Source organism: Pseudomonas fluorescens (assembly GCF_004683905.1).
Lineage (GTDB): Bacteria > Pseudomonadota > Gammaproteobacteria > Pseudomonadales > Pseudomonadaceae > Aquipseudomonas > Aquipseudomonas putida_A.
This window is the reverse complement of sequence record NZ_CP038438.1, coordinates 2,843,487-2,864,489: the sequence shown is the minus strand read 5'-3', so window position 1 is coordinate 2,864,489 and position 21,003 is coordinate 2,843,487. Positions and strand designations below refer to the sequence as shown.

Genomic DNA, 21,003 nt, shown 5'->3' with positions numbered 1-21,003 from the left:
ACTGAGCACCTTCAGCACCCAACGACTGCCACCGCTGCTGCGGCGAATCCTGCGTCCGTTGCTGGACCCGTACCGCCGCTACCAGCACGCCCGATTGATTCACGCGGTGCGGGTAGCGCTGGGGCTGCTGGCGACCATCCTGCTGACCACCGGCATCAACCTGCCCCACGGCGAGTGGGCGTCGGTGACCATGCTGGTGGTGATCGGCGGCCTGCAACACCACGGCAACATCGGCAAGAAAGCCGCCGAACGCGCCACCGGCACCTTGATCGGTGCCGGCGTCGGTCTGCTGCTGGTGGCGCAGCAGGCGTGGTTGGGCATGCCGTGGCTGACCTACTTTGCGATGGCCGTGGTCTGCGGATTCTTCTCATATCACGCCATCGGCAAGGGCGGTTACACCGCCCTGCTTTCGGCAATTACCGTCTTCATCGTCGCCGGACATGGCGACAACCCGATCACCGACGGCTTGTGGCGCGGCGTCGACATCCTGATCGGCATCGCCCTGGCCCTCGCGTTTTCCTTCGCCCTGCCGCTGTACGCGGTGTATTCGTGGCGCTACAACCTGGCCGATGCCTTGCGCGACTGCGCCACGTTGTACGGGCGGATCATCAGCGGCCAACCGGTCAGCGCCGATGAACATCTGAAGCTGATGGGCCGGGTGACTACGGTTATGGTGCAACTGCGCTCGCTGATGCCTTCGGTGTCCAAGGAAGTGAAAATCTCCATGACCGAGCTGGACGCGATTCAACGCAACCTGCGGATGTGCGTCAGTACCCTGGAGATCCTCGGCAACACCCGCCCGGATGCCAACGACCCCGAAGCCATGGCGCACCTGCAATCGGCACTGCGGGCCGAGCACCGGGTGATCCGCATACAGTTGATCGGCATGGCCCGGGCCTTGAAGTCTGGCACCACGCAACGCCTGCAGCGCCCGCTGGAATTGCCTGACGCCAGCCTCGACACACGGGTCTACAACACGCTGGACGGCTACCGGTTGCTGACCCGACAACTGGCCGCGAACATTGGTGAACTGCGCCAACGCCTGGCGATGACGGCGCCGCGCTGGAACATCTGAATCAGCGGAAAAATCCATGTAACAAATCCGACATCATCACTACAATGCGCCGCACAACGGATGTGACATGGACGCATAAATGCAATTCAGGAAGAGTATCAACGCCCTGCGGGCACTGGCCGTGCTCGCGGTCGTGCTGTTTCATTTCAAGGTGCCAGGGTTTGAGGGCGGATTCGTCGGCGTAGACGTGTTCTTCGTCATTTCCGGCTTCCTGATGACCGGCATCATCTTCAAGGGTGTGCAGCAGCAAAACTTTTCCCTCCTCGGTTTCTATGCCTCCCGCGCCCGCCGCATCATTCCCGCCCTGCTGGTCCTGTGCGTTGCGCTGCTGATCTTCGGCTACTTTTATCTGCCGCTGGATGACTTGCGCGAAACCATCCGTACGATCAAGAGCAGTCTGCTGTTCAGCTCGAACTTCAGCTTTGCCCAAAGCGGCAATTACTTCGCGGCGCCGCTGCATGAAAACTGGTTGCTGCATACCTGGTCGCTGTCGGTCGAATGGCAGTTCTACCTGCTTTACCCCGTGCTGATCATGGGGCTGCACCGGTTATTCGGCACAGATAAAACTCGCTTTGCCTTGCTGGCCTTGGCGCTGATTTCGCTGCTGGCGTCCATCGTCGTGACCCGCGTCAACCCGACGTTCGCTTTCTACATGCTGCCCACCCGCGCCTGGGAAATGATCGCTGGCGGGCTGGTTTTTCTGTTTCCCCTGCGATTGAGCCAGCGCGGCGGCGCGATTTGCGAAGGATTCGGCCTGCTGGCAGTCGCCGTCAGCGTGCTGGTTTTTTCGGAGGCGGATCTGTGGCCGGGCTACCTGGCACTGTTGCCGGTGCTGGGGACGATGCTGGTGATTCACGCCAACACCCGGTCGATGTTCAGCGGCAATCCTGCGCTGCAATTTGTCGGGAGCATTTCCTACTCGGTGTACCTGTGGCATTGGCCGCTGGTGGTACTGCTTTACCTGTGCGGGCTGTTGAGCAGCTGGCCGCACGTGATCGGCGCAATCATCGCCTCGTTCGCCCTCGGCACCCTGTCCTTCTATCTGGTGGAATCGAAGGTGAAAAAAGGTACGAGCGCTACTCGAACAGTGATCAAGTTCGCGTCACTGACGGTAGCGGTGGTAGCCGTGTCGGCAACGACGTCGTCGCTGGTCAAGCAACACCCCGACTGGCGTCCGGCACTGGTCGAACTCGGCCAGCCCGAATACGCCAGCAAGCTGTATCCGCAGGAGTGCTACCCGAATGCCTATGCGGCGGCGGATTGCAAACTGGGCACGGGTGATGTGTCGGTAATTCTGTACGGCGACAGTCATGCGCAATCCACCGCAGCGGCGGTGCAGATGGACAACCCGCAAGCGGCACTGTCATGGTCACGGGGCGGTTGCCCGACCCTGGCGCACTTCGCCATGCACGACAAGACCGTCGAAAGCCAGTGCCGGGGCTTCAATCAGGAAAAGCTGCAACAACTGAAAACCGCGTACGCCGGCGTGCCGGTGGTGCTGTTCAGCCGTGCAGCGCTGTATGCGGATTCGGGCCGGGAAAACAGCTACCGGATTTCCTTTCCCGAGCGCCAGGCCACGTTTGCCGAAGCGTATACCGAAGAATACGTCAGCACAGTCTGCTCGATCGCTGAAAACCATCCGGTGTATATCGTCAAACCGATCCCGGAGATGCCTTTCAGCGTCTACAAGGGCTTGAACCTGAATCAGCGATTGTTCCGGCAAACCACCGACATTTCCCTGCCGTTGCAAGCCTATGAGAAGCGCAACCGCATCGCCATCGCAACCATCGAAGCCGCTGCCAGCCGCTGCAACGCGACGGTTATCGACCCGACGCCGTACCTGTGCCCCGACGGCAACTGCATGGGTTCCATGGACGGCGTGCCGCTGTACTTTGACGACAACCATCTGGTGGATGCCGGCAATCAGCAGCTCAAAGGCCTGTTCAAGGATCTGATCAAACCGATTTGAGCTGGCGCCGGGCTTTCAGGCCCCAGCCCTGTTGCATCCCGGCGGCGGCCAGCAGAATTGCTGCCACCCCGATCCATTGCAGGATCTGCAGGCGATGGCCGAAGGCGAACCAGTCGACGAAAATCGCCGCAATCGGGTAGATGAAGGACAGCGCACCGGTCAGGGCAGTCGGCAGTTTCTGGATCGCGCCGTACAGCAGCACGTACATCAGGCCGGTGTGGACGATGCCCAGCGTCACCAGACTGGCCCAGGCTCCGTTGGTTTGCGGCAGGCCGTTGAAGTGCGCGAACGGCGCGAGCAACAGCACTCCGGTGCAGACCTGGATCAGCGCGATCAGATGCGGCGGCGTGCCGGTCAGGCGCTTGATGATCAGCGCCGCCATCGCGTAGAGCAACGCCGCCCCCAACGCCAGCGCAATCCCCAGCAGATATTCGCTACCGCCCTCGCCCTGCCCGCCATGGGCACTGACGATCGCCAGCATGCCGAGAAAGGAAATCGCCAGCCAGAACAGCTTTTGCAAGGTGATTTTCTCGCCGAGAAACAGCGCCGCCAAACCGACCAGCATGAACGGCTGCACGTTGTAGATCGCTGTGCCGATGGCAATCGAGGCGCGGGAATACGAGCCGAACAACAACACCCAGTTGCCGACAATCGCCACCCCACTGAGCACCGCGAGCAGGAACGTGGTGCGGGTCAGAATGCCCGGACGCAAGAAGCCGAACGCCGCGCATATCAGCAGCAAGGTGCCGGCGCCGAACACGCAACGCCAGAACACCACATCCAGCACCGGTTGCCCGGACACCAGCACGAACCAGCCGATGGTCCCGGAAATCAGCATGGCGGCGGTCATTTCCAATGAACCACGGCGTATTGTGTTGTCCATCATCGATCTCCCTAAGCGTTTGACGAAAGCGTGGCAAAAGTATGCCAAGCCGACCATGAGCGCCTCCAGCGCAAAAAGCAGGCTAAACTCGATTTCTGCCTTTTTTATCGTGGGTAGTTTCCCTTAAATGCCTAATACCGGAGTTGCCCCATGACCGACGATATCGACCAGATCCTCATCAGCGCCTTGATGGACGACTCGCGTCGCTCGCTCAAGGCATTGGCGCAAATCAGCGGCCTGTCCTCACCCAGCGTGGCCGAACGCCTGCGCCGCCTGGAGGAGCGCGGCGTGCTCAAGGGCTATACCGTCGAGATCGACCCCAAATGCTTCGGCTATCAGCTCCAGGCGATCGTCCGGGTGCGACCACTGCCGGGGCAATTGCAGGAGGTGGAGCGGCAAATCATGTCGATCCCGGAGTTCACCGAGTGCGACAAGGTCACCGGGGAAGATTGCTTCATCGCACGCCTGCACGTGCGCTCGATGGAACAGCTGGACACCCTGCTCGACCGCCTTAATACGCTGGCCGAAACCAACACCGCGATCGTCAAGAAAACCCCGGTCAAGCGCCGTTTACCGCCGATGGCGTGAGTGCTTTTTGCGCCTGCTCGGCGTAGATTGAGGTTTTTCCGGCGAAAGGATTGGGCGGTAATGAGAATTCAGGCAGTGATGCTGACGCTGTTGATGCTCGGCGGGTGCGGGACGGTGCAGACCGTCGTGCTTAGCGACAAGGCTTCCGTGGACCAGCTGAAGACCAAGAAAAGCTACTGCGGCGCTGTTCCGCGCATTTACAGCGGTGCAACCTACGACTTCTGCATGCTGCACGCCGAAAAGCCGGATGACGTCGACGCGTTCAATTACAACAACGCCTCCCTTGGCCTGGTGGTCGATGCAGCAGTCTCAGGTGTGCTGGACACATTCTTGCTGCCCTACACGATTTACAAGCAACAGGCCGATGGCAGCATGGTGATCAACTGATTGAAAACCTCCAGACGCCGAGACGTCTGGAGGCTGCTGCACTTTACTCGAGCAATTGCTGCAAGCTTGGGTCACGCATGACTTTTTGCTGAGGCTGCGAATTGTCGTCGCCTGTCTTGAGCATTTTCAACTTGAGGTTCTGAACCTTGGCGCAGGCGTTCTTGCCATCGGCGTAGATCCCGCTCATGTCACATTTCCATTCGAAATAATTAACCAGACCGCCTGACAGTTGCAGACTGTAGTCCGTGCTCTTGGTCCCTGGCGTGAACGGATGACCCGCCGGAATATTCTGGAACCACTTCATCCATTCCGCAGAACCCGGGCTCGGTATTTTGTCCTTGGGCTGGAAGGTGGGATTCATGATCGCCACCTGTGGCGACTCACCCGTGGCGTGGCAGCTCAGGCAGGAACTGTTGGGGTTGTCTACAGGCCCGTTGAGGCGACCGTTCCAGCCCAGGTGGGTGGGCGGCAGTTCTTTGGTGTTGGCGTTGATTGCCGTCTGCTGCAATGCCGGGTTGATTCTGGTTTCAGTCGGCGTCGGATTGGTGAAGTCATTGCCGGTTTCTTTCGGATCGTTACCCCACATGATCCCGACCGGAACGAGATTGTCCCAACCGGGTTTGCCGGTTTTAGCCCCGTTGTACTGGAAGGTGCCGAAAATCCAGCCTGTGTCGCTCATACGGGTATCACGCACGGCGATGTCCATCTGAATGAGCGCAACATCTTTGATCTTGCGATTTGCGAACGTGAAAGTTTCAGTGATATAGCCTTGCCACAACACCGGGTTGACGAGGAACGGTACGGTGGTGCGATCAATATCGGCAAACAATGCCTTGCAGACTACGGTGCCATTGGCAAAGCTTTTGGGTTGCGAAGTGAAGCCAGGATCCGGGTTGTTCGGATCTTTCCAGACCTCGCCAATGGTGTAGGCGCCAATGTCGTTGTAAATGCCCACGGCGTAGGTCTGGCCACTGGCGATCTGCGTCTGTGCCAGTTGTTTGACCGGAATCTGCGCTTCCTTGGTCAGACCATGAATACCTTCACGCCCCAGCGGGCCATAGTGCTGCCAAGGCATGTGGTACCACTGACGCAGCTTGTTCTTCTGTACATTCCAATCAACCTCGACATTGCCTTCCAGGCAATAGTGCTTCACCTCCTCCATGTAGGCACGCCAGGTTTCAAAGTTGTTGTCGGGTTTGGTCGGGAGTTTTTTGAAAAAATCCGGCAGCGCTCCTTGGGGAGCTTGGGTCGGGTAACTCTGGCTAAGTTCGAACAACGGGCCTGAATATTGGCTGGCGGGTGGCTGATAGCCAAAATCGGGGTAGACACCGGCAAGAGTCGAGGCACTGAACAGTGCTGTCGTGATAGCCAATACGGCACGCTTTCCTTGGGGCTGGTTCATCGATGATCTCCTTGATTGGGACAACGCCTGCAGCGACCCATGAATCGAGTCCGACCACCAGGGCCTCCATTATTTTTTTGATAATCAGGGACTCGGCTTGCGGGCCGAGAGCAACTCACGGTTGAATCTGGGTAGGCTGGTTTGGAGGACCTCCTGTTTTCCGGATGAACGAATACGACAACCCGGGCGACGCTCCGGGCTTGAACAGAAGAAGAAACATGGGATGCGGGGGCTGTAGAAGGTGTTACTGCATGCCGACTCCTGTCGACCGCCTGCCGTTCTTCCTTGTCTTAGGTGTAGGCCAATTCCATAAAGGCGCCATGATTTCTTGAAAAAATGTCGGCGAAAGGCCACTACGCTTTCGCACGGGCAACAAAAAACCCGCCGAAGCGGGTTTTTTGTTGATTCACAAACAGCGATCAGTCGTCGCGGCTCATGATGCCGAAGATCTGCAACAAGCTGATGAACAGGTTGTAGATCGATACATACAGGCTGATGGTTGCCATGATGTAGTTGCGCTCGCCACCGTGGATGATCGCGCTGGTCTGGAACAGAATGCACACCGACGAGAACAGCACGAAACCGGCGCTGATCGCCAGTTGCAGGCCGCTGATCTGGAAGAACATGCTCGCCAGCGTTGCACCCAGCAACACGAAGAAACCGGCGGTGATGAAACCACCGAGGAAGCTCATGTCCTTGCGGGTGATCAGCACGTAGGCCGAGAGACCACCGAACACCAGCGCGGTCATCGCGAATGCCGAACTGACCACTTCAGCGCCGCCCTGCATGCCCAGGTAACGGTTGAGGATCGGGCCGAGCAGGAAACCCATGAAACCGGTCAGCGCAAAGGCGGACACCAGGCCCCACGCAGAATCACGGAGTTTGTTGGTGAGGAAGAACAGCCCGTAGAAACCGATCAGCACTACGAAAATGTTCGGGTAGCCGACACGCATCTGCTGCGCCACGAACGCCATCACACCGCTGAATGCAAGGGTAAGCGCCAGTAGACCGTAAGTGTTGCGCAGGACGCGGCTAACCTCTAGCTGCTCAGCCTGCACGCTGTTGTGAACTGCGTAATCCTGTTCGCGCATGGCGACACTCCTGTTGGTTTGAAACGTTCAGTGGCAAAGATCATAACAGACGCTCTGTAACAAGCCATGCACAGAGTTTGACAGTGTGTTTCATTCAGGTATTATGGCGCCCGCAACGCAAACGGAGGTGTGGCCGAGTGGTTTAAGGCAACGGTCTTGAAAACCGTCGACTGTAACAGGTCCATGAGTTCGAATCCCATCGCCTCCGCCATCTTATGTACGACAAAGCCCTGATTATTCAGGGCTTTGTCGTTTCTGGCGTTTACGAAAATTTCTGCCTTTCGATATGTGTTCCATAACTTTTGTGGGCGCGTTCCATAACTCCGACCGATTTCTCCCCTCTCCGGCGTCCTGCCAATCGTTAAAACACTCTTCATGTAACACGGTGCTACGCTGATGCCTTGGCTGCCAAGGAAACCAAAATGCCCAACTCCGACCTACTCCCTTCCCTGCTCTTCAAGATCAACGAAAAACCAGCTCGCCCTCGAAGCCGCCATCATGGAGCTGTCCAACTGGGTCGAGCAGCGCGGATCGGCAGATGTCGCAGAGAACGTCCGCGGCGCACTCTGGACGATCGACAAGAACGAGGAGTTCATTAAGATGACCTTGGCCGTTTTGATGGCGCCCGAGTGACCGGTTTCGGCCAAAAGCGGTCGTTCAGCTTCTACAAAATCAGCGACTGTTCAACCATCCGCTTCTGGCCGTTAGCTACCCAAGCCTTTGATATAACTCGAATTTTAGTTCGCAGCCTAAGACATTTCGATATAAAGTGGGTGTTTCGCCAGTCCGGCGAAAGCCCAGACTTTCATAGAGCCTTTGTGCCAATGTGTTTGTTCGGAAAACGCCCAATTGCACGGGTACATTTCGGGCAGCCGCGTTCAGCTGGAGTTTCTTTAGAATGCGGGTACCAATGCCCTTGCCTTGAAACTCCTGTGAAATAGCGATGTTCTGAACATAGATCCGATCTTCCTGGTCCAGGATCTGAACGTATCCAACAATCTGGCCATCAGCTTCAATAACTGAAGTGGCTGCGCACGCGAACTCCGCTGCAAAATTTGAGAGTTGCCAACTTTCATTCCAGCCCCATATTTTCTCGATGTGACTCTGGAAGACTGTTCGATGCAAGTCAAAAAGGGCTGCTCGATCAGAATCAGTTGCGGGGCGTAAAGTCATAATCGCTTTCTCAATCTCTACTAACGCATTTTCATCAGGTGCTGCTCTACATCGGCATGCCCTTGATTTGTGCATTTTAAATTTGGCGAGGCTAGCGCCTGCGAAAATAAACAGCAATCCCGCCCAGTGTGATCCGCGACATCTGGCTGCTATTGACCGAAAGCCGCCGCCCAAGTGATACAAATCAGACGGCCGCTACCCGTATGGTTAAACCTCTCCGGCAACACGCACTTCGATTTTAGTGATTCCAACCAGGCTGGCCTGCTCTAGGATCTCTCCAGCAGTCGAATCGGCTGTCGGCATGATCAAGCTATTCTCGCCATCTCCAAAATGTAGCTCAAGCAGATGCATAGCGGCATCTTGAACTGCGAGCTCAGATTGGTTCAGCTCAATCACTTGTGTACGAGGCTCGCCGTTGAACAGGTATTGGATCGTGTAATTGCACATGAATTGCCCTCGATGGGTGGATATCTACAATCAACCTGACTCACAGGTCAGCTTTTAGTTCAAGTAGACGACTGACGCGCAACTCGTCGCCTTACCCTCGCTCACCTACCAAGCCTCGATTACTGTACATGCATACAGCACATGTACAGCGAATCCCCCTCCATGAATTTCAACCAAGCCAAATCTTTCCGGCTCCAGCGATGGCGCGCAACTCTCGACGACCAGGACTTTCGACTGCAAAACCCCGAGGGGCACCGGGAAACGCTTCATCAAATGGCGGCCACCCTGCATACAGAGGGACTCATTGATCAGCTTGAGCAGTTCGACATGAACGAGATGGCAGACGCTGCCTACTGGCACGCCGTGGAGGAGTTGCAGAACTCGCCGGGCCAGTACCGCGGAGCGTCGACCTATGACGTCGTGCGGATCGACAACGGGAAATTGCTGGGTACGATCAGCCGGTCGATCTTCAACTTCGAAAGCGACGAACCACGCGGCGCCTCCTTTACCTACGACGGCAAGGTTTACTCTGGCGCAGACGGTGTGCGGCTGACCTTGGGGCTTTCCCGGAACATTGGGACAATCTCAGGCCTGATGCTGGAATTGAACGGGCGCCTGTATCAGCTGGTTGAAACCGAACGAGTCGTTCGCGGTGTTGATTACAAGCCAATGGATGATCCATACGCTTACCGCGCTCTGGTTGATGTTGCGCAAGTCGCCCAGGAAGAGCGCGACCTACACGCCTTTGAAAAGGTGCGTCCTCACATCGAGTCGGCGGCTTTTTGCATGTGCCCCACCTGCCTCGATCGATTTGATGCGCGTGATGACTGCCCAACTTGCACCGGAAAAGGTTTTGTGACGAAGTCGGCACCGACGGGTCTACGCTGAAGGAACCATGCGAGGAGCGGGCAATGTGTGGACGACTAACCCAGTACAGCGGCATTCACGACTTCGTAGCGGCGCTCAGCATGCCCAACGCTCTAGTCAACTCGACCGGCGAGCAACCGCTCGAGCGCTACAACGCCGCGCCGACAGCGCAGCTCGCCCTCTTCCATCAGGAAGGACAGTTCCTGCACGCCGACATGGTTCGCTGGGGATGGCGCCCACACTGGGCGAAGGATCGCGCCGCGCCGATCAATGCTCGAGTGGAGAAGGTCGCACACGGCCCGTTCTTCCGTGCCATCTGGCCGCACCGGGCAATCATCGCTATCAACAACTGGTTCGAGTGGGTCGACGAAGGCGGACCGAAGAAACAGCCCTACTTGATCCGGCATCGGGATGGCTCGCCGATTCTCTGTGCTGCCATCGGCCAATACCCGAATCAAGAACACAGACCAAGCGAGCACGACGGCTTCGTGATCATCACAGCCGACAGCGCCGGGGGCATGGTCGATATCCACGACCGGCGGCCGGTAGCGTTATCGCCTGAGCTCGCCCGGGAATGGTTGGATCCGGCCACGCCGAAAGAACGCGCCGAACAGATGGTGCTGCACCAGGGCGAGCCCACAGAGGTGTTCGAGTGGTTCAAGGTTGACCGGGCCGTGGGGAATGTACGGAATCAGGGCCCGGATCTGATAAAATCCGTCGATTGATCAGCTCTCGTTCAGCGTTTTCAAGCGCTGCACCAGTACAGCTTCAAAAATGATGTACAGCCTTTTTTAGCATCGCTGGTGCATTCATCCGCGTCGAAATTTACCCACGCTGACTTAGATTTTTATTGCTCTAATTATTTAGACTAGAGGAGTCTATTAGCGCGGCGATGGACTTACCAAAATATGCCGCCCCATCCTTTGAGAGGTGGGATGGATCGAAAAATATGGCAGTCTCATTTGGGCTCAAGACGGCGCAACTTGTCTTTTTTGGACAAGTTATTTTCATGAGGTCTACAAAGTTAACATTTCTCGCGGCAGCCAATCGCTCATTTAGAGACTTAGTTTCGTCGCTCTTAAATTTAGCGGCAAAATGGTCAATTCCGGAGGTGCGACCAAGCGCGGTGACTAATTCAATACTACTTTTTAGTAAGTTTTTACGTCCGAATACGTATACCTTTGCTTTTGTCATCGATACGATTTTAGCGATCGCTTTTTCGTTATAGCTAATAGCTTCTGGATTCCAGCGAAAAGCTATATACACTCGATCGGCCTGATCGAGAAGCTTTGCGTCCAGAACACGAGCCATTTGAAGTTTACATGGCTCAATAAGCTCAGGACTTTGTATGGTCATAATATTAACCTTGGTAAAGAAATTATTTTCTTCACCAGGTTCAAGATAGAAAGTACTGCAATTGGTGAATAAAGACCTCGCAACAATGTCCATTTTTTCAGCATGACCGCCCTCTGCAAGCATATTAACAAGGTCAGCCGCTTGCGAGTCACCTATTACTAGAACCTTTTCTTTACCAGATTCCGAATCAAAGCCGCCCCTCAAATTGAACGCATCTTGACGCCTCCAAACATATTTATCGAGCTCATCATGGTCAATTTTAGCTATATTCCTAATTGAAGCAGGCAGTCGCCAATCCCAGCCGTTCATTGCCCAGCTACTCGACGAAACAACCATAACTAATGCTGCAACTCCCAAAGTTGCCAAGCTGAACTCCGCCCCACTTAACCTTGAATTGGCCGGACTCCTAAATGGCTTTTCGATTAAAGCATAAAGAGCAAAAGCAAAAATGAAAGTTGCGATGAGCAGTCCAACAACCCCGAGCGGAGTAATTCTTTCAAAAAAGATATAACTTACAAAAACGTAAATAGGCCAGTGCACAAGATACAGCGAGTAACTTATCTCACCAATTTTCGTAGCCAGCCAAGATCTAAGCGGCGCAGAAAACCCTGTGCTATTACCAGCATAGATCATCAATGACGCACCTAGTACCGGGAGCAATGCTGCATATCCCGGAAACTTAGTAGCCCTAATATCGAAAAACATCATTGAATACAGTATTACAACAAGACCAAACAAATACGCCAAGCCATTCAAGAACTTATTAATTCGGAAACGCTCTACCAATACAACTATAGCTCCAAATAAAAACTCATGAATCCTGAAAGGGGTCAAGAAAAAAGCCCCAGACGAATCCTTATCTAAATAAATCACCGCGGCCGCACAACCAGCAACAACGCATAAGCAAGTTGCGAGTAACTTTACCTTACCGGCCTTCGCTATAAGATAAAACACGATAGGCCAAATTATGTAGAACTGTATTTCTACACTGAGAGACCAAGTGTGTAGCAGTGGTTTAACAATGGAAGACGTGTCAAAATATCCGCTCTCCATCCAAAAGAAGACATTTGACACTCCGCTAAGGGCGTACAGGGTAGACCCTGACATTTGTTTGAAATCTGCGGGCGAAAAGAGAACAAATGATGCAATGTAGGATGCTACGATTGTGACCAATAGCGCAGGTATCAAGCGCCGAACTCTTCTAAAATAAAAATCTGAGAATTCAAATGTGCCTTTGCTATTTTTATCAAGTATCCCCTTGGTGATCAAGTAACCACTTATCACAAAGAAAATATCAACACCAACAAAGCCACCAGAAAATAATTGAATTTTGAAGTGGTAAAGAATAACGGAGATGACCGCTATTGCACGAAGTCCGTCTATGTCCGGCCTATAGTTATTTAACTGTAAAGTCGTCGACACTTTACTATCCTTTGAATGCGAAACAGACGTCATGCACATAGCTCCAGGCATTTTAACGCCAGCATGGTACTGTTTTGCGTTTGCCAAGTCTCGTCAAATTTAAACATACTTATCTGATTAGAACTGGCTCACTGGGAACGCAAAGAGACCGCAGCTTTCACGTAGGCCTGACACGCCTGCAGCGCGATCAATCCGCGGTCGCCGATGTCGGTGATGGCGATAATTCGTTGAGCATGCGCCGGGTCAAGTCGGGCGCGTACTGCTGCATGATCCACGCCGCCGGCGCCGGCGGTGGCTGGCACACCACGGCCTTTGGTAGCGTGAGTTGAGTCGAGGAGGACTGACAGCCGGAGATCAGAAGTGGCAAGGCGATCGCGCAGGCGATCTTGGTTCTTTTGAGCATCGGTCATTTTCTCGAAGTGGGTTTGCTCGCTGGCCGCCAGCCGCTGCTCGAGCGCGAGACGCTTGTCCTGCTCGGCCCGCTGCGTGGCGGCGGCGGCCTGGGTCAGTTGATTGAGGGTTTCGGCGTGCTGCTGGGCTTGCTCGGCCAACTGCTTGCCATAGCGCCAGTCCTGAAACTGCCAGGCGCTGCCGGCGCCGATCAGCACCAGCCCCAGCGCGACCACCGTTTTCCACGGAACGAGCATCACGGCACATCCTTGAAGAAGACGTGACCGCCCAACTTGAGAGTCTGCTGGGCCTTCGACGCCCAGGCCGGCGCCTTGATGCTGGTGGCGTAGTAATGCGTGGCCCCGCCGGTAGGATCAGACACCTTCCCGTCGATCACCTGGTCCGCAGCGATTCGACATTGCGCCAGCTCGCGGAACGGGATTTCCTTCACGCCAATCAGGAACTGATAGTTTGGGTCGGTCTTGTTCCAGCAGCTGAACTGGTACGGTTTCTGGCAGACGCCGGCATAGCCCTCCCCCCACCACGAATTGGTCTTTCCGTCGAACACGCGGTTGCGGATCGTCCAGGCTACGGCGATCTGGCCGGCCGTACCCTCGCCGCGAGCCTCGCCCCACAAGGTGCGGGCAAGGATGTCACGGTCTTTATCGATTGCAGTCATTACTTTTCTCCGGGCAAAAAAATACCCGCTCACTGGCGGGTTTCAGTCGTTTCTTTGGCTCATTCAATCGGACTGATCAGGGCTTCCAGCCTTGCGATTCGCTCTTCCTGTCCTCGAGCGATAAACAGGGCGAGTTGATCGTATCGGAATCCATAACGGTCACCGGCCGGAACGGATTTTTGCGTCACAACGTATTCGCGTGAGGTTTCCTCCCAGGTAAAGGTTGCTGGGTATTCTCTGTACTGGTCAAACATCGAAATCTCGACATCCGTGTATATGCGCTCGCCGAGTGAGTAGATATTCCCTTTTATGGACTCGTAGCCTTGCTCCTCAATCGCGGGCCATTCGTCATGGCACACAAAGGCGTATTTCAGAGGCTCAAGACCGAATGACTCCATGACCTCTATGACACGCTGCACCGTAAGGCCTATATGAAGTCTCGCCTCATCGCCTTTATTGGCGACTGCGTCCAACCACCTGTAAACGCCGATCTCTTTTGCAAGCGCCATGGCTGTGTTGATTTCCGCTTGCGACATTTCCGCAACCGCGGTCTTCTCTCGAGCGTCAGAGGTGTTGATTGTCCCTGATGCAGCAAAGACAGTAGCCCAGCGCTTTGAGCCATTACCCAGGTTCGCGCTGTTATCAATGTCGTTGTAGAAGTTCGTGCACACCACGTTGAGAGGAAGGTAGCCGCTGTTGGCTGCGTTCACGGACTGAATAGAATTCAGACCGGTTCCCTGCGTGAGAATTATGCGACCTTGCGATGAAATGACTTGAAAAACAGCGGATCCAGGTACAACTCCTGTTGCACCAACTACCGTGCCATTGCTCATGACTTGAGGCGCAGACCAAGTGTTCGCAGCATTCAACAACGGCACGCTATCACCAGACGTGCCCGTGTTTTTGACCGACGAACTACCGAGCCCAAGCCCCGCGCGAGCATCCGGCTGCGTTTTCCCACCCGTACCGCCCATCGAAACAGGGATGGCAGCGGTTAGTGCAGTTAGCGCGGTGATGTCGTTGTTTGCCCCAGACTTTGCCGCGCCGAGCGTAGCCCGAGCCGCAGCATCATCTGCATCATTGAGCATGCCTTGAATGAAAACCGACAGGTCGGTTATACCTGTACCTCCTTTGCCGGGAGGCAGGGTGTCGTAGTTACCGGTTGTCCCGAGCGCCTCAAGCTTTGATCCCCACTGACGATTGATGCTATTGAACGAGTCGGCCAGAGCCTTGGGATAGCCATGCACTGGCATGATCGCGTAGGCGACACCACTGGCTGTTGGTCCCTTGTAAGCCGGAATGATCGAAATTACTGCCGCGCTCGCAACGTTGCCGATCTCATAGCTGCTCCCATCGGGGCCGATGAAGGCGTCACCGATCCGGGAGTTCGCTGCAAAGTCTGCATTCGTGCCAATGACGGTCGTTGATCCATTGGTGACCGCGACGGTTCCACCTCTGAGCCAGGGCATGGAATGTCCTTAAATTTGGTCAATAAAAAACCCGCGCTCGGCGGGCTAATGGTTTGCGGCTAAATCACAGCGGCCGCATGGGCTTGGCCGCAAATGTGGTTCGCCCGTTTTTGGCCGTTCCGCCTTCCGAGCTCACCATGGCTCCCACGTAGCCGTTTAGCGTCGAACGAACGCCCGCATGAAAACCGCATGGCGTCTGCAGTGTGGTGTTGCCGTTGTAGATTTTTCCGCCAAGTAACGTGGATGCTAAAAAATAGTCATCGTAAGACCCCGTCCAAGGCATCTGGCATCCGCTCCAGTAGATCCCAGAGACCTCACCGCCGAGATTATCGAGCGACCAGCCTTCGTTGATCGGCAGGCCGGTCATCACCAGAAGATTGTCCGCCCCCACAAAGATTTGTTCGCCAGCCGCGTTGCGCAGGCGCAGGTCGTATTCGTTGGGCGGCGAAGTCGAACGGAACGTTGCGACCAACCAGCGCCCACTGCAATCGGAGCTATTGAACGGCGACATCAGATGAAGCCTGAAATAGAAGCCGGTCCAATTGCCTGGCCCACCCATTTGCACCAGCGAGTGGTACATGCCTTGGTTATTTGGGTTCAGAAAAACTTGCGGCGGCTCGGCCGTCGTTATCGGTGACGGGTAAGTGATGACTGCTTGCGTGATCGTTACGGGCGCCGTCGCTGGCTTTCCGATGGTATAGGTGCCGGAAGCCGCCACGTTAAGCACTTTGTTTTCGCTATCGACCTGAAAGAAGTTCTGGCCGTTGCGCGACCTGAATCCGTAGTCCATGCCTCTCCTCCTATTGATAGGTCAAAATAAAAACGTTGAGCACCAGCCCCGGCCCGCGCCGGACCCTGAGCTGCCCCGGCGACCAGAACACTGCCGGCAGCGCAGCTTCCTCACTTGTTGGATTGGGCAGCGTCACGCATACAAACGACTGAGCAGTGATCTCCGGCATGTTGATGAAGCTGGTGAAGTCACTCGTGATGGGCGGCACGGTTACTTGCCTGGTCACAATCGACCGGATCGTCATCGTTGATGACTCAAGCGTCACCCGCCCCATTGAGTCTTTCGTTCTCGCACCGTAATAGTCCATTACGTCATCTTCCCGAGAGCTGCGCGCTCGATGTAGTTCAAGTCGTAGACGTAGATGCCGTTGTTGTTCAGCAACGTATAACCGGTGCTGGATTGGCCACGAAGCGTGAACGTACCCGCTGGAATGTTGATCTCCAGCAGCGGCAACCCTTGCGAATTGAGGGCTGCCGACCGCAACGTCATGCCCAGAACCAGCTCCTTGATAAAGGCTTGGCTGATGATCGCGGTGTTCATGAATACCTGGTCGCCCTGTACAACAAATGGCGCAATCATTTGGCCGCTCACCTCATCCAGGATCGCGAATCGCTGAGCGAACGCAAGGATCTGCGATTCTTGCTGCTCACCTTCCACGCCGATGGCCAAGCCGGCCATTACCGTCCTGTTCCCAACAGTGGTGGATGTTTTGATGGTCGTCAGCGCAGACACTTTGCCGTTCAAGCCGGAAACAGCGGTGCTCGCCGTTTCGGCTTTTGCCGTAGCATTGTTAGCAGTGGCCGAGATCGTCTCGATGCGCTGCGCAGTCGCTTCCTTGTCCGTTGCAACCGCAGACTCCAGCGTTGAGAGATTGGCGGCATTCTTCCCCACCGCAGCATCGAGGGACGTAAAGCGCGTCGCTGACGCAAGCTTCTCCTCCGCTATCACCTTCTCACTCGTCACGATGCTGGCCGTGTTCTGATACGCCTTCAGCGCCTCGCTCATTGCACCAGTGCCGTCATCCTCTCGCCACGCCGCTTGCAGGGCCTGCATCGTTGACGCCTGCGCGGTGACCATGCCGTCGATGGTTTCAATTTTGGTCGAGTGCTGCTGGATCTGCAGCGCCATCGCGTTGGTGGTCTCGGCAATCGTCCCCATGTCGTACCAGAATTCGGCGTTCGGTGGTGCAGTGCCGACTGGTACAGCCTTGATCGCCGAAAATAGACGACCATCGAGCCGCACCACTTCACCTTTGCCATACGGCTTGGCCGGGTCATACGCCATGGCGTCAGTGATTTCGCTGATCAGGTCTTGCAGTTCCTGCTTAGCCAGCTCAAGCCGCTCGTTCACCGAGCCTTCACCGTCACCAGAAATCTTCCCAATTTCCTCAAGCAGCTTTTGGCCGAGCGCCGACTCCTGGATCTTGCCAAGGAAGTACTGCTCGTATTCGGCCTGGTCGATGCTTACCTGCCCGTTGACACCGTTTACCGCGGGGAACCATGGGCCAACGTTGCCAGTTCGGTCGACAAGCCGCGCCCAGAAAAACAGGCTGGTACCGGGGACGACGTTCTGCATTTCGTGATTCGCCTGCGGGTAGGCGAAGTCTGCCAATTTCACAGCTGCTGTAAGATCGTTGGTCTTGCTATTCCAAATCTCGGTGCGCTGTGTATCTTCCGTGCCAGGTGGAAACCCCCACTCAAGGCCGATGCCGTAGACCTTGCTGACGGTACGCAGGAAAGATACCGCCGGCGGCAGTCCCTGCTTACCCTTCAGGTTAGTCAGGATCGAGTTGCGCCACTGCGACGAGATGTCGAACGCACTCACCGCGCGGACCCGCGCCACGTAAGCACCGGCGTAGATGCCGATGACGTCCACGTTGGTCATGCCGGTGCGCTGCAGCTTGATCCAGTTGCCGCTGTCCTTACGCCACTCCACGTCATAGCCGACGGCGCCGTCCACGGCGGGCCAACTGATGGTCATGGTGGCCACGGCCAGGCCCTGCACTACCGATGACGTCGACGTGAGGGATACGCCGGCCGGCGCCGGAACGACGGTGATCGGAATCACGCTGATCGGCCGCTCTTCCAGGCGCGCACCGGTATCGATGTGAGCGAATTTGCTCGGCTCGAACTGCAGCGCACTGATCTCGAAGTCGCCTTCGGTCGTGCGCTTGGTGCGCAGCACACGGTATAGCGGGATCGCCAGATCATCGGCGTCGAGCGCCCATTGCAGTTGCGCGACTGGATGCTCGCTGTAGGCAACCGTCACCGTCACGGCACGGCCGTTGACGCCCTGCACGGTGCGACCTTCGGCGCGGCCTCCCGGCAGGTTGATGATCAACCGATCACCGGCCTTGGCTTGGGTATCGCGATCGAGCGTGACGACGCGGCCAGCTGCTGACGAGATCCGCCCGCCGACCTCCCGGCCCGCCAGCAGCGAGTCAGCCACCGGGATGATGTGACCAGGCAGCGGAATCACGCCCTCCATGCCGGTCTTGAACGACACGGTGCGGTCTTGGTTGTTGCTCAAGATTGCCCACTTGCCGCGGCGCTGCGCCTCTGAGGCACGGGTGCAGCCGATCGCGCTCAGCTCGGTGGGCCGGTCGCCGTAACGGCGCTGCAGATCCAGATTCGCGAACGGAATGACGTCGGTGTCGTAGTTGTTGGCTGGGTTGTCGTAGCTGACCAGCGCACGGGTGTAACGGGTCTTCGCCGAGGCGCTGCCGTACGAGAATTTCCCGTCGATGACATTGGCCCGGGTGAAGACGTAGTCGAAGTCCTGCGCGCGCGGCATGTCGGCCTGCATCACCAACTGGCCCTGCGCCCAATACGTCATGCCTCGGTAAATCGCCGAGATGTCGCGCAGCAACGACCAGGCATCGGCCTTTCCCTGCAGGTTCATGTCGCAGAGGAAGCGCGGCTCCTGACCGCCGAGGCCGTTCGGCACCAACTGATCGCAATATTGGGCGATCCGGTACAGCTCCCACTTGTCGACCATGAACGGCTTGATTCGCTTGCCCAGGCCGAAACGGTCTTCGGTGCAAATGCCGTAGGTGATCCACGCCGGGTTGTTGGTCCAGGCCGATTTCATCGAGCCATCCCATGTCCCGGTGTAGGTGCGCTGAATCGGGTCGTAGTTGCTCGGCACCATCCAGCGCCGCGCCTTGCACTTCACGGTCACCGCCGGGATGTTGGTGAACTGCTCGGCGTCGAACTCGATGTAGAGCAGCGCGGTGTTTGGGTACCGCAGCTTGGCGTCGATGACTTCGGTGTAGCCGGCCACCAGCATTGTGTCGGCAACCTTGTTGCTGTTCTGGTTCGGCGTCAGACGGCGTACGCGGATCTGCCAGCCCGTGGTTGCGTTCGGCAGGTCAATGCGGCGCGAGCGCTCGTAGCGCGTAGTGGTCTTTCCGTCGACAGCGTCCACCAGCACCTGCTGATAGGCCCCGCCGTCGGTGGCCACGTCGATGGCGTACTCGATGCGGTAACCGCCGACATTGCCTTCATCGTCCGACCGTTGCAGCGCCGGCCACGCCAAACGCATGCGCACGGCGGAAAGCTGGGTGTTGGTGATCGAGCGCACCCACGGCGAATCGCTGCGCAGCTCAATGTTCAGCGAGGTCTCGTTCTCCACGGACGGGATGCCCGGGATATAGGTCTGGTCCACCGAGCCAGGGCGCCAGTCCCACTTCACGTTAGGGAAGTTGTAGTTGCCGCTGGCATCGCGGATCGGCGTGTTATCCAGGTAGATGTCGTAATCGGTTGGGACGCTGTCGAACTCCCCCTCGCCCACGGCGATCAGCAATTTCGCAAGGTTGGTCGAGCGCAGGCTATCGCTGGCTTCGACCGGCGACTTCGGCTTGCTGCTGCCGCCCTTCTCGCCGTGGATCTCGATCTGTTGCGCTGCGCCCATGCTTTCCTCCAGGCATAAAAAAACCGCCTCGCGGGCGGTTGGTGTGTTGCTGTCCTGCTTACACTTTGTCTTCAGCCAGGATCGAGGCCGAGATGATCATCCCGCCCCACCGGCGCTCGCCGATGCAGATCGGTACCGGGTTTCCGCTGGCCGTGGTGTTCTTGGCGCTGCCGAAGGCATAGGACGGGGCGTTTTCAGGGGATGCGCTTTGCTTCAGGCCTGAGGCTTGGGGGCTGAGCATTTGGATCACGCCGCCGGCAGTCATTGCCAAACCAGCGGAGAACAGAGAGGGACCAGCGCCACCAGCAAAAAATGATGCGGCAATCAGCACGACGCCGATGATTGTTTGAAGTGCACCAGCGCGCTTGCTTCCTGAAATCACAGGAACAATTCGAATTTCCTGAGCGCCCCCGAGTGCAAAATCTTTTTCGCCCACATTTTTCCGATTTCGGAAGATCGCGAATCGCATACCACGCCGGTCCAGATCCTTGATCGCCCCTTCGAACCCGTCGATTGTGCATTTCAATGCCTGGAACGCTTCGCCAACCGATTTACTGCCAAGCTCTCGGTAATGCACGCGTCCGAATAGCCTTGCCAGCGGGCCAGATAAAAGAATGGTGGTTATTGATAGTTTAGAAATTGCTGCGGCCGCCATGGGTTATCTCCTGACGAAAAAAAACCGCCAATTGGCGGTTTTGATAAATTGCTCGGTTTACAGGCACTCGCGAACTGCTGCCTCAAGTGCCGCGCGGCCCCACATTTTTGACCACGGCAACCGCTGGTACAGTGCGACTTTGCTGCCTGCCCCAGCGCTGGAAACTTCAAGCACCTCATCGGTCATCATGTCAGTAGCAACGACCAGCCTGTAGCCGCTCTCTGTCTCAGACATGGTCGAAGTCGAGCGCTGCTCCTGCCATTTCGGGAATACGCACAGAGCGTACTTCTTGGCTGATTTACTGGTGGATGCGCTGATGGTCGGATCGTTCTTCTTTACATCTCCGGGCGACGAGCACCCCGCCAACATCGCTACCGCTACAGCTGCTATCAAAATCCGCATGTCGTTCCCTCTTTGGTATGGCGGGACTGTAGCACTGCTTAGGTGA

Annotated in this window: 20 protein-coding genes, 1 tRNA gene and 1 pseudogene; 8 read left to right on the top strand and 14 right to left on the bottom strand. The window is 56.4% G+C overall.

The genetic code is table 11. The features are described 5' to 3' along the window. The first annotated feature begins 34 nt into the window (after positions 1–34). Positions 35–1,075, top strand: a complete 1,041-nt coding sequence (locus E4T63_RS13070; RefSeq protein ID WP_209318235.1) for an FUSC family protein — start codon at positions 35–37, stop codon at positions 1,073–1,075. A gap of 79 nt (positions 1,076–1,154) precedes the next feature. Then, the gene (locus tag E4T63_RS13065; RefSeq protein WP_135295684.1) at positions 1,155–3,044 is read left to right on the top strand and encodes an acyltransferase family protein; all 1,890 of its coding nucleotides are present in this window, start codon (positions 1,155–1,157) and stop codon (positions 3,042–3,044) included. On the opposite strand, the gene E4T63_RS13060 is transcribed toward E4T63_RS13065, so the two are convergent. Beyond that, entirely contained in the window at positions 3,031–3,927 is an 897-nt protein-coding gene (locus E4T63_RS13060; RefSeq protein WP_135295683.1) for a DMT family transporter, read from the bottom strand. The genes E4T63_RS13065 and E4T63_RS13060 overlap by 14 nt on opposite strands. Before the next feature lie 150 nt (positions 3,928–4,077). On the opposite strand from E4T63_RS13060, the gene E4T63_RS13055 reads away from it, so the two are divergent. Next, positions 4,078–4,515, top strand: coding sequence for an Lrp/AsnC family transcriptional regulator (locus E4T63_RS13055; protein ID WP_027613772.1), 438 nt, complete (start codon positions 4,078–4,080; stop codon positions 4,513–4,515). A 60-nt stretch (positions 4,516–4,575) separates the two neighbouring features. After that, positions 4,576–4,902 carry a YceK/YidQ family lipoprotein gene (locus E4T63_RS13050; protein WP_135295682.1) on the top strand — a complete coding sequence of 109 codons (327 nt, stop codon included), beginning with the start codon at positions 4,576–4,578 and terminating at the stop codon, positions 4,900–4,902. A 43-nt stretch (positions 4,903–4,945) separates the two neighbouring features. On the opposite strand, the gene E4T63_RS13045 is transcribed toward E4T63_RS13050, so the two are convergent. Further along, positions 4,946–6,304 carry a hypothetical protein gene (locus E4T63_RS13045; RefSeq protein ID WP_135295681.1) on the bottom strand — a complete coding sequence of 453 codons (1,359 nt, stop codon included), beginning with the start codon at positions 6,302–6,304 and terminating at the stop codon, positions 4,946–4,948. A gap of 419 nt (positions 6,305–6,723) precedes the next feature. Next, positions 6,724–7,395 (bottom strand): Bax inhibitor-1/YccA family protein, encoded by a 672-nt coding sequence (locus E4T63_RS13040; protein WP_027613775.1) that lies wholly within the window; start codon positions 7,393–7,395, stop codon positions 6,724–6,726. Positions 7,396–7,518: 123 nt separating this feature from the next. Between E4T63_RS13040 and E4T63_RS13035 the strand changes: the two genes are divergently transcribed. Continuing rightward, positions 7,519–7,606 (top strand) — tRNA-Ser (locus tag E4T63_RS13035). A 211-nt stretch (positions 7,607–7,817) separates the two neighbouring features. Further along, positions 7,818–8,028: pseudogene (locus E4T63_RS13030) on the top strand (hypothetical protein). Positions 8,029–8,103: 75 nt separating this feature from the next. Here E4T63_RS13030 and E4T63_RS13025 read toward each other — a convergent pair. Together E4T63_RS13025 and E4T63_RS13020 are read right to left on the bottom strand one after the other, a co-directional pair. After that, complete coding sequence (locus E4T63_RS13025) at positions 8,104–8,568, bottom strand: GNAT family N-acetyltransferase (protein WP_135295680.1); 465 nt, start codon at positions 8,566–8,568, stop codon at positions 8,104–8,106. A 207-nt stretch (positions 8,569–8,775) separates the two neighbouring features. After that, positions 8,776–9,015: a hypothetical protein gene (locus tag E4T63_RS13020; protein WP_135295679.1), complete on the bottom strand. Its 240-nt coding sequence runs from the start codon at positions 9,013–9,015 to the stop codon at positions 8,776–8,778. A 162-nt stretch (positions 9,016–9,177) separates the two neighbouring features. Here E4T63_RS13020 and E4T63_RS13015 point away from each other — a divergent pair, with 162 nt between their 5' ends. Next, positions 9,178–9,903 carry a hypothetical protein gene (locus E4T63_RS13015; RefSeq protein ID WP_135295678.1) on the top strand — a complete coding sequence of 242 codons (726 nt, stop codon included), beginning with the start codon at positions 9,178–9,180 and terminating at the stop codon, positions 9,901–9,903. A gap of 23 nt (positions 9,904–9,926) precedes the next feature. Continuing rightward, a complete protein-coding gene (locus E4T63_RS13010; protein WP_135295677.1) occupies positions 9,927–10,607 on the top strand; it encodes an SOS response-associated peptidase family protein in 681 nt (226 codons plus the stop codon). 130 nt (positions 10,608–10,737) lie between these two features. Here E4T63_RS13010 and E4T63_RS13005 read toward each other — a convergent pair whose 3' ends face one another. From E4T63_RS13005 to E4T63_RS12965, 9 genes are all read right to left on the bottom strand, one after another. After that, positions 10,738–12,693, bottom strand: coding sequence for an acyltransferase family protein (locus tag E4T63_RS13005; RefSeq protein ID WP_167797075.1), 1,956 nt, complete (start codon positions 12,691–12,693; stop codon positions 10,738–10,740). A gap of 95 nt (positions 12,694–12,788) precedes the next feature. Next, complete coding sequence (locus E4T63_RS13000; RefSeq protein ID WP_135295675.1) at positions 12,789–13,307, bottom strand: lysis system i-spanin subunit Rz; 519 nt, start codon at positions 13,305–13,307, stop codon at positions 12,789–12,791. Beyond that, entirely contained in the window at positions 13,307–13,729 is a 423-nt protein-coding gene (locus E4T63_RS12995; protein WP_135295674.1) for a cell wall hydrolase, read from the bottom strand. Before E4T63_RS12995 ends, E4T63_RS13000 begins: the two co-directional genes overlap by 1 nt. 59 nt (positions 13,730–13,788) lie before the next feature. Beyond that, on the bottom strand, positions 13,789–15,198 hold the full coding sequence (locus tag E4T63_RS28600; protein WP_209318233.1) for a tail fiber domain-containing protein: 1,410 nt from the start codon (positions 15,196–15,198) through the stop codon (positions 13,789–13,791). Positions 15,199–15,262: 64 nt separating this feature from the next. After that, positions 15,263–15,988 (bottom strand): hypothetical protein, encoded by a 726-nt coding sequence (locus E4T63_RS12985; RefSeq protein WP_135295673.1) that lies wholly within the window; start codon positions 15,986–15,988, stop codon positions 15,263–15,265. Positions 15,989–15,998: 10 nt separating this feature from the next. Beyond that, complete coding sequence (locus tag E4T63_RS12980; protein ID WP_135295672.1) at positions 15,999–16,295, bottom strand: hypothetical protein; 297 nt, start codon at positions 16,293–16,295, stop codon at positions 15,999–16,001. Then, complete coding sequence (locus tag E4T63_RS12975; protein ID WP_135295671.1) at positions 16,295–19,900, bottom strand: host specificity protein J; 3,606 nt, start codon at positions 19,898–19,900, stop codon at positions 16,295–16,297. The genes E4T63_RS12980 and E4T63_RS12975 overlap by 1 nt, the downstream gene beginning before the upstream one ends. 58 nt (positions 19,901–19,958) lie before the next feature. Continuing rightward, positions 19,959–20,555, bottom strand: coding sequence for a tail assembly protein (locus E4T63_RS12970; RefSeq protein WP_135295670.1), 597 nt, complete (start codon positions 20,553–20,555; stop codon positions 19,959–19,961). 57 nt (positions 20,556–20,612) lie between these two features. Next, positions 20,613–20,957 carry a lipoprotein gene (locus tag E4T63_RS12965; RefSeq protein ID WP_135295669.1) on the bottom strand — a complete coding sequence of 115 codons (345 nt, stop codon included), beginning with the start codon at positions 20,955–20,957 and terminating at the stop codon, positions 20,613–20,615. Positions 20,958–21,003: the final 46 nt, after the last annotated feature.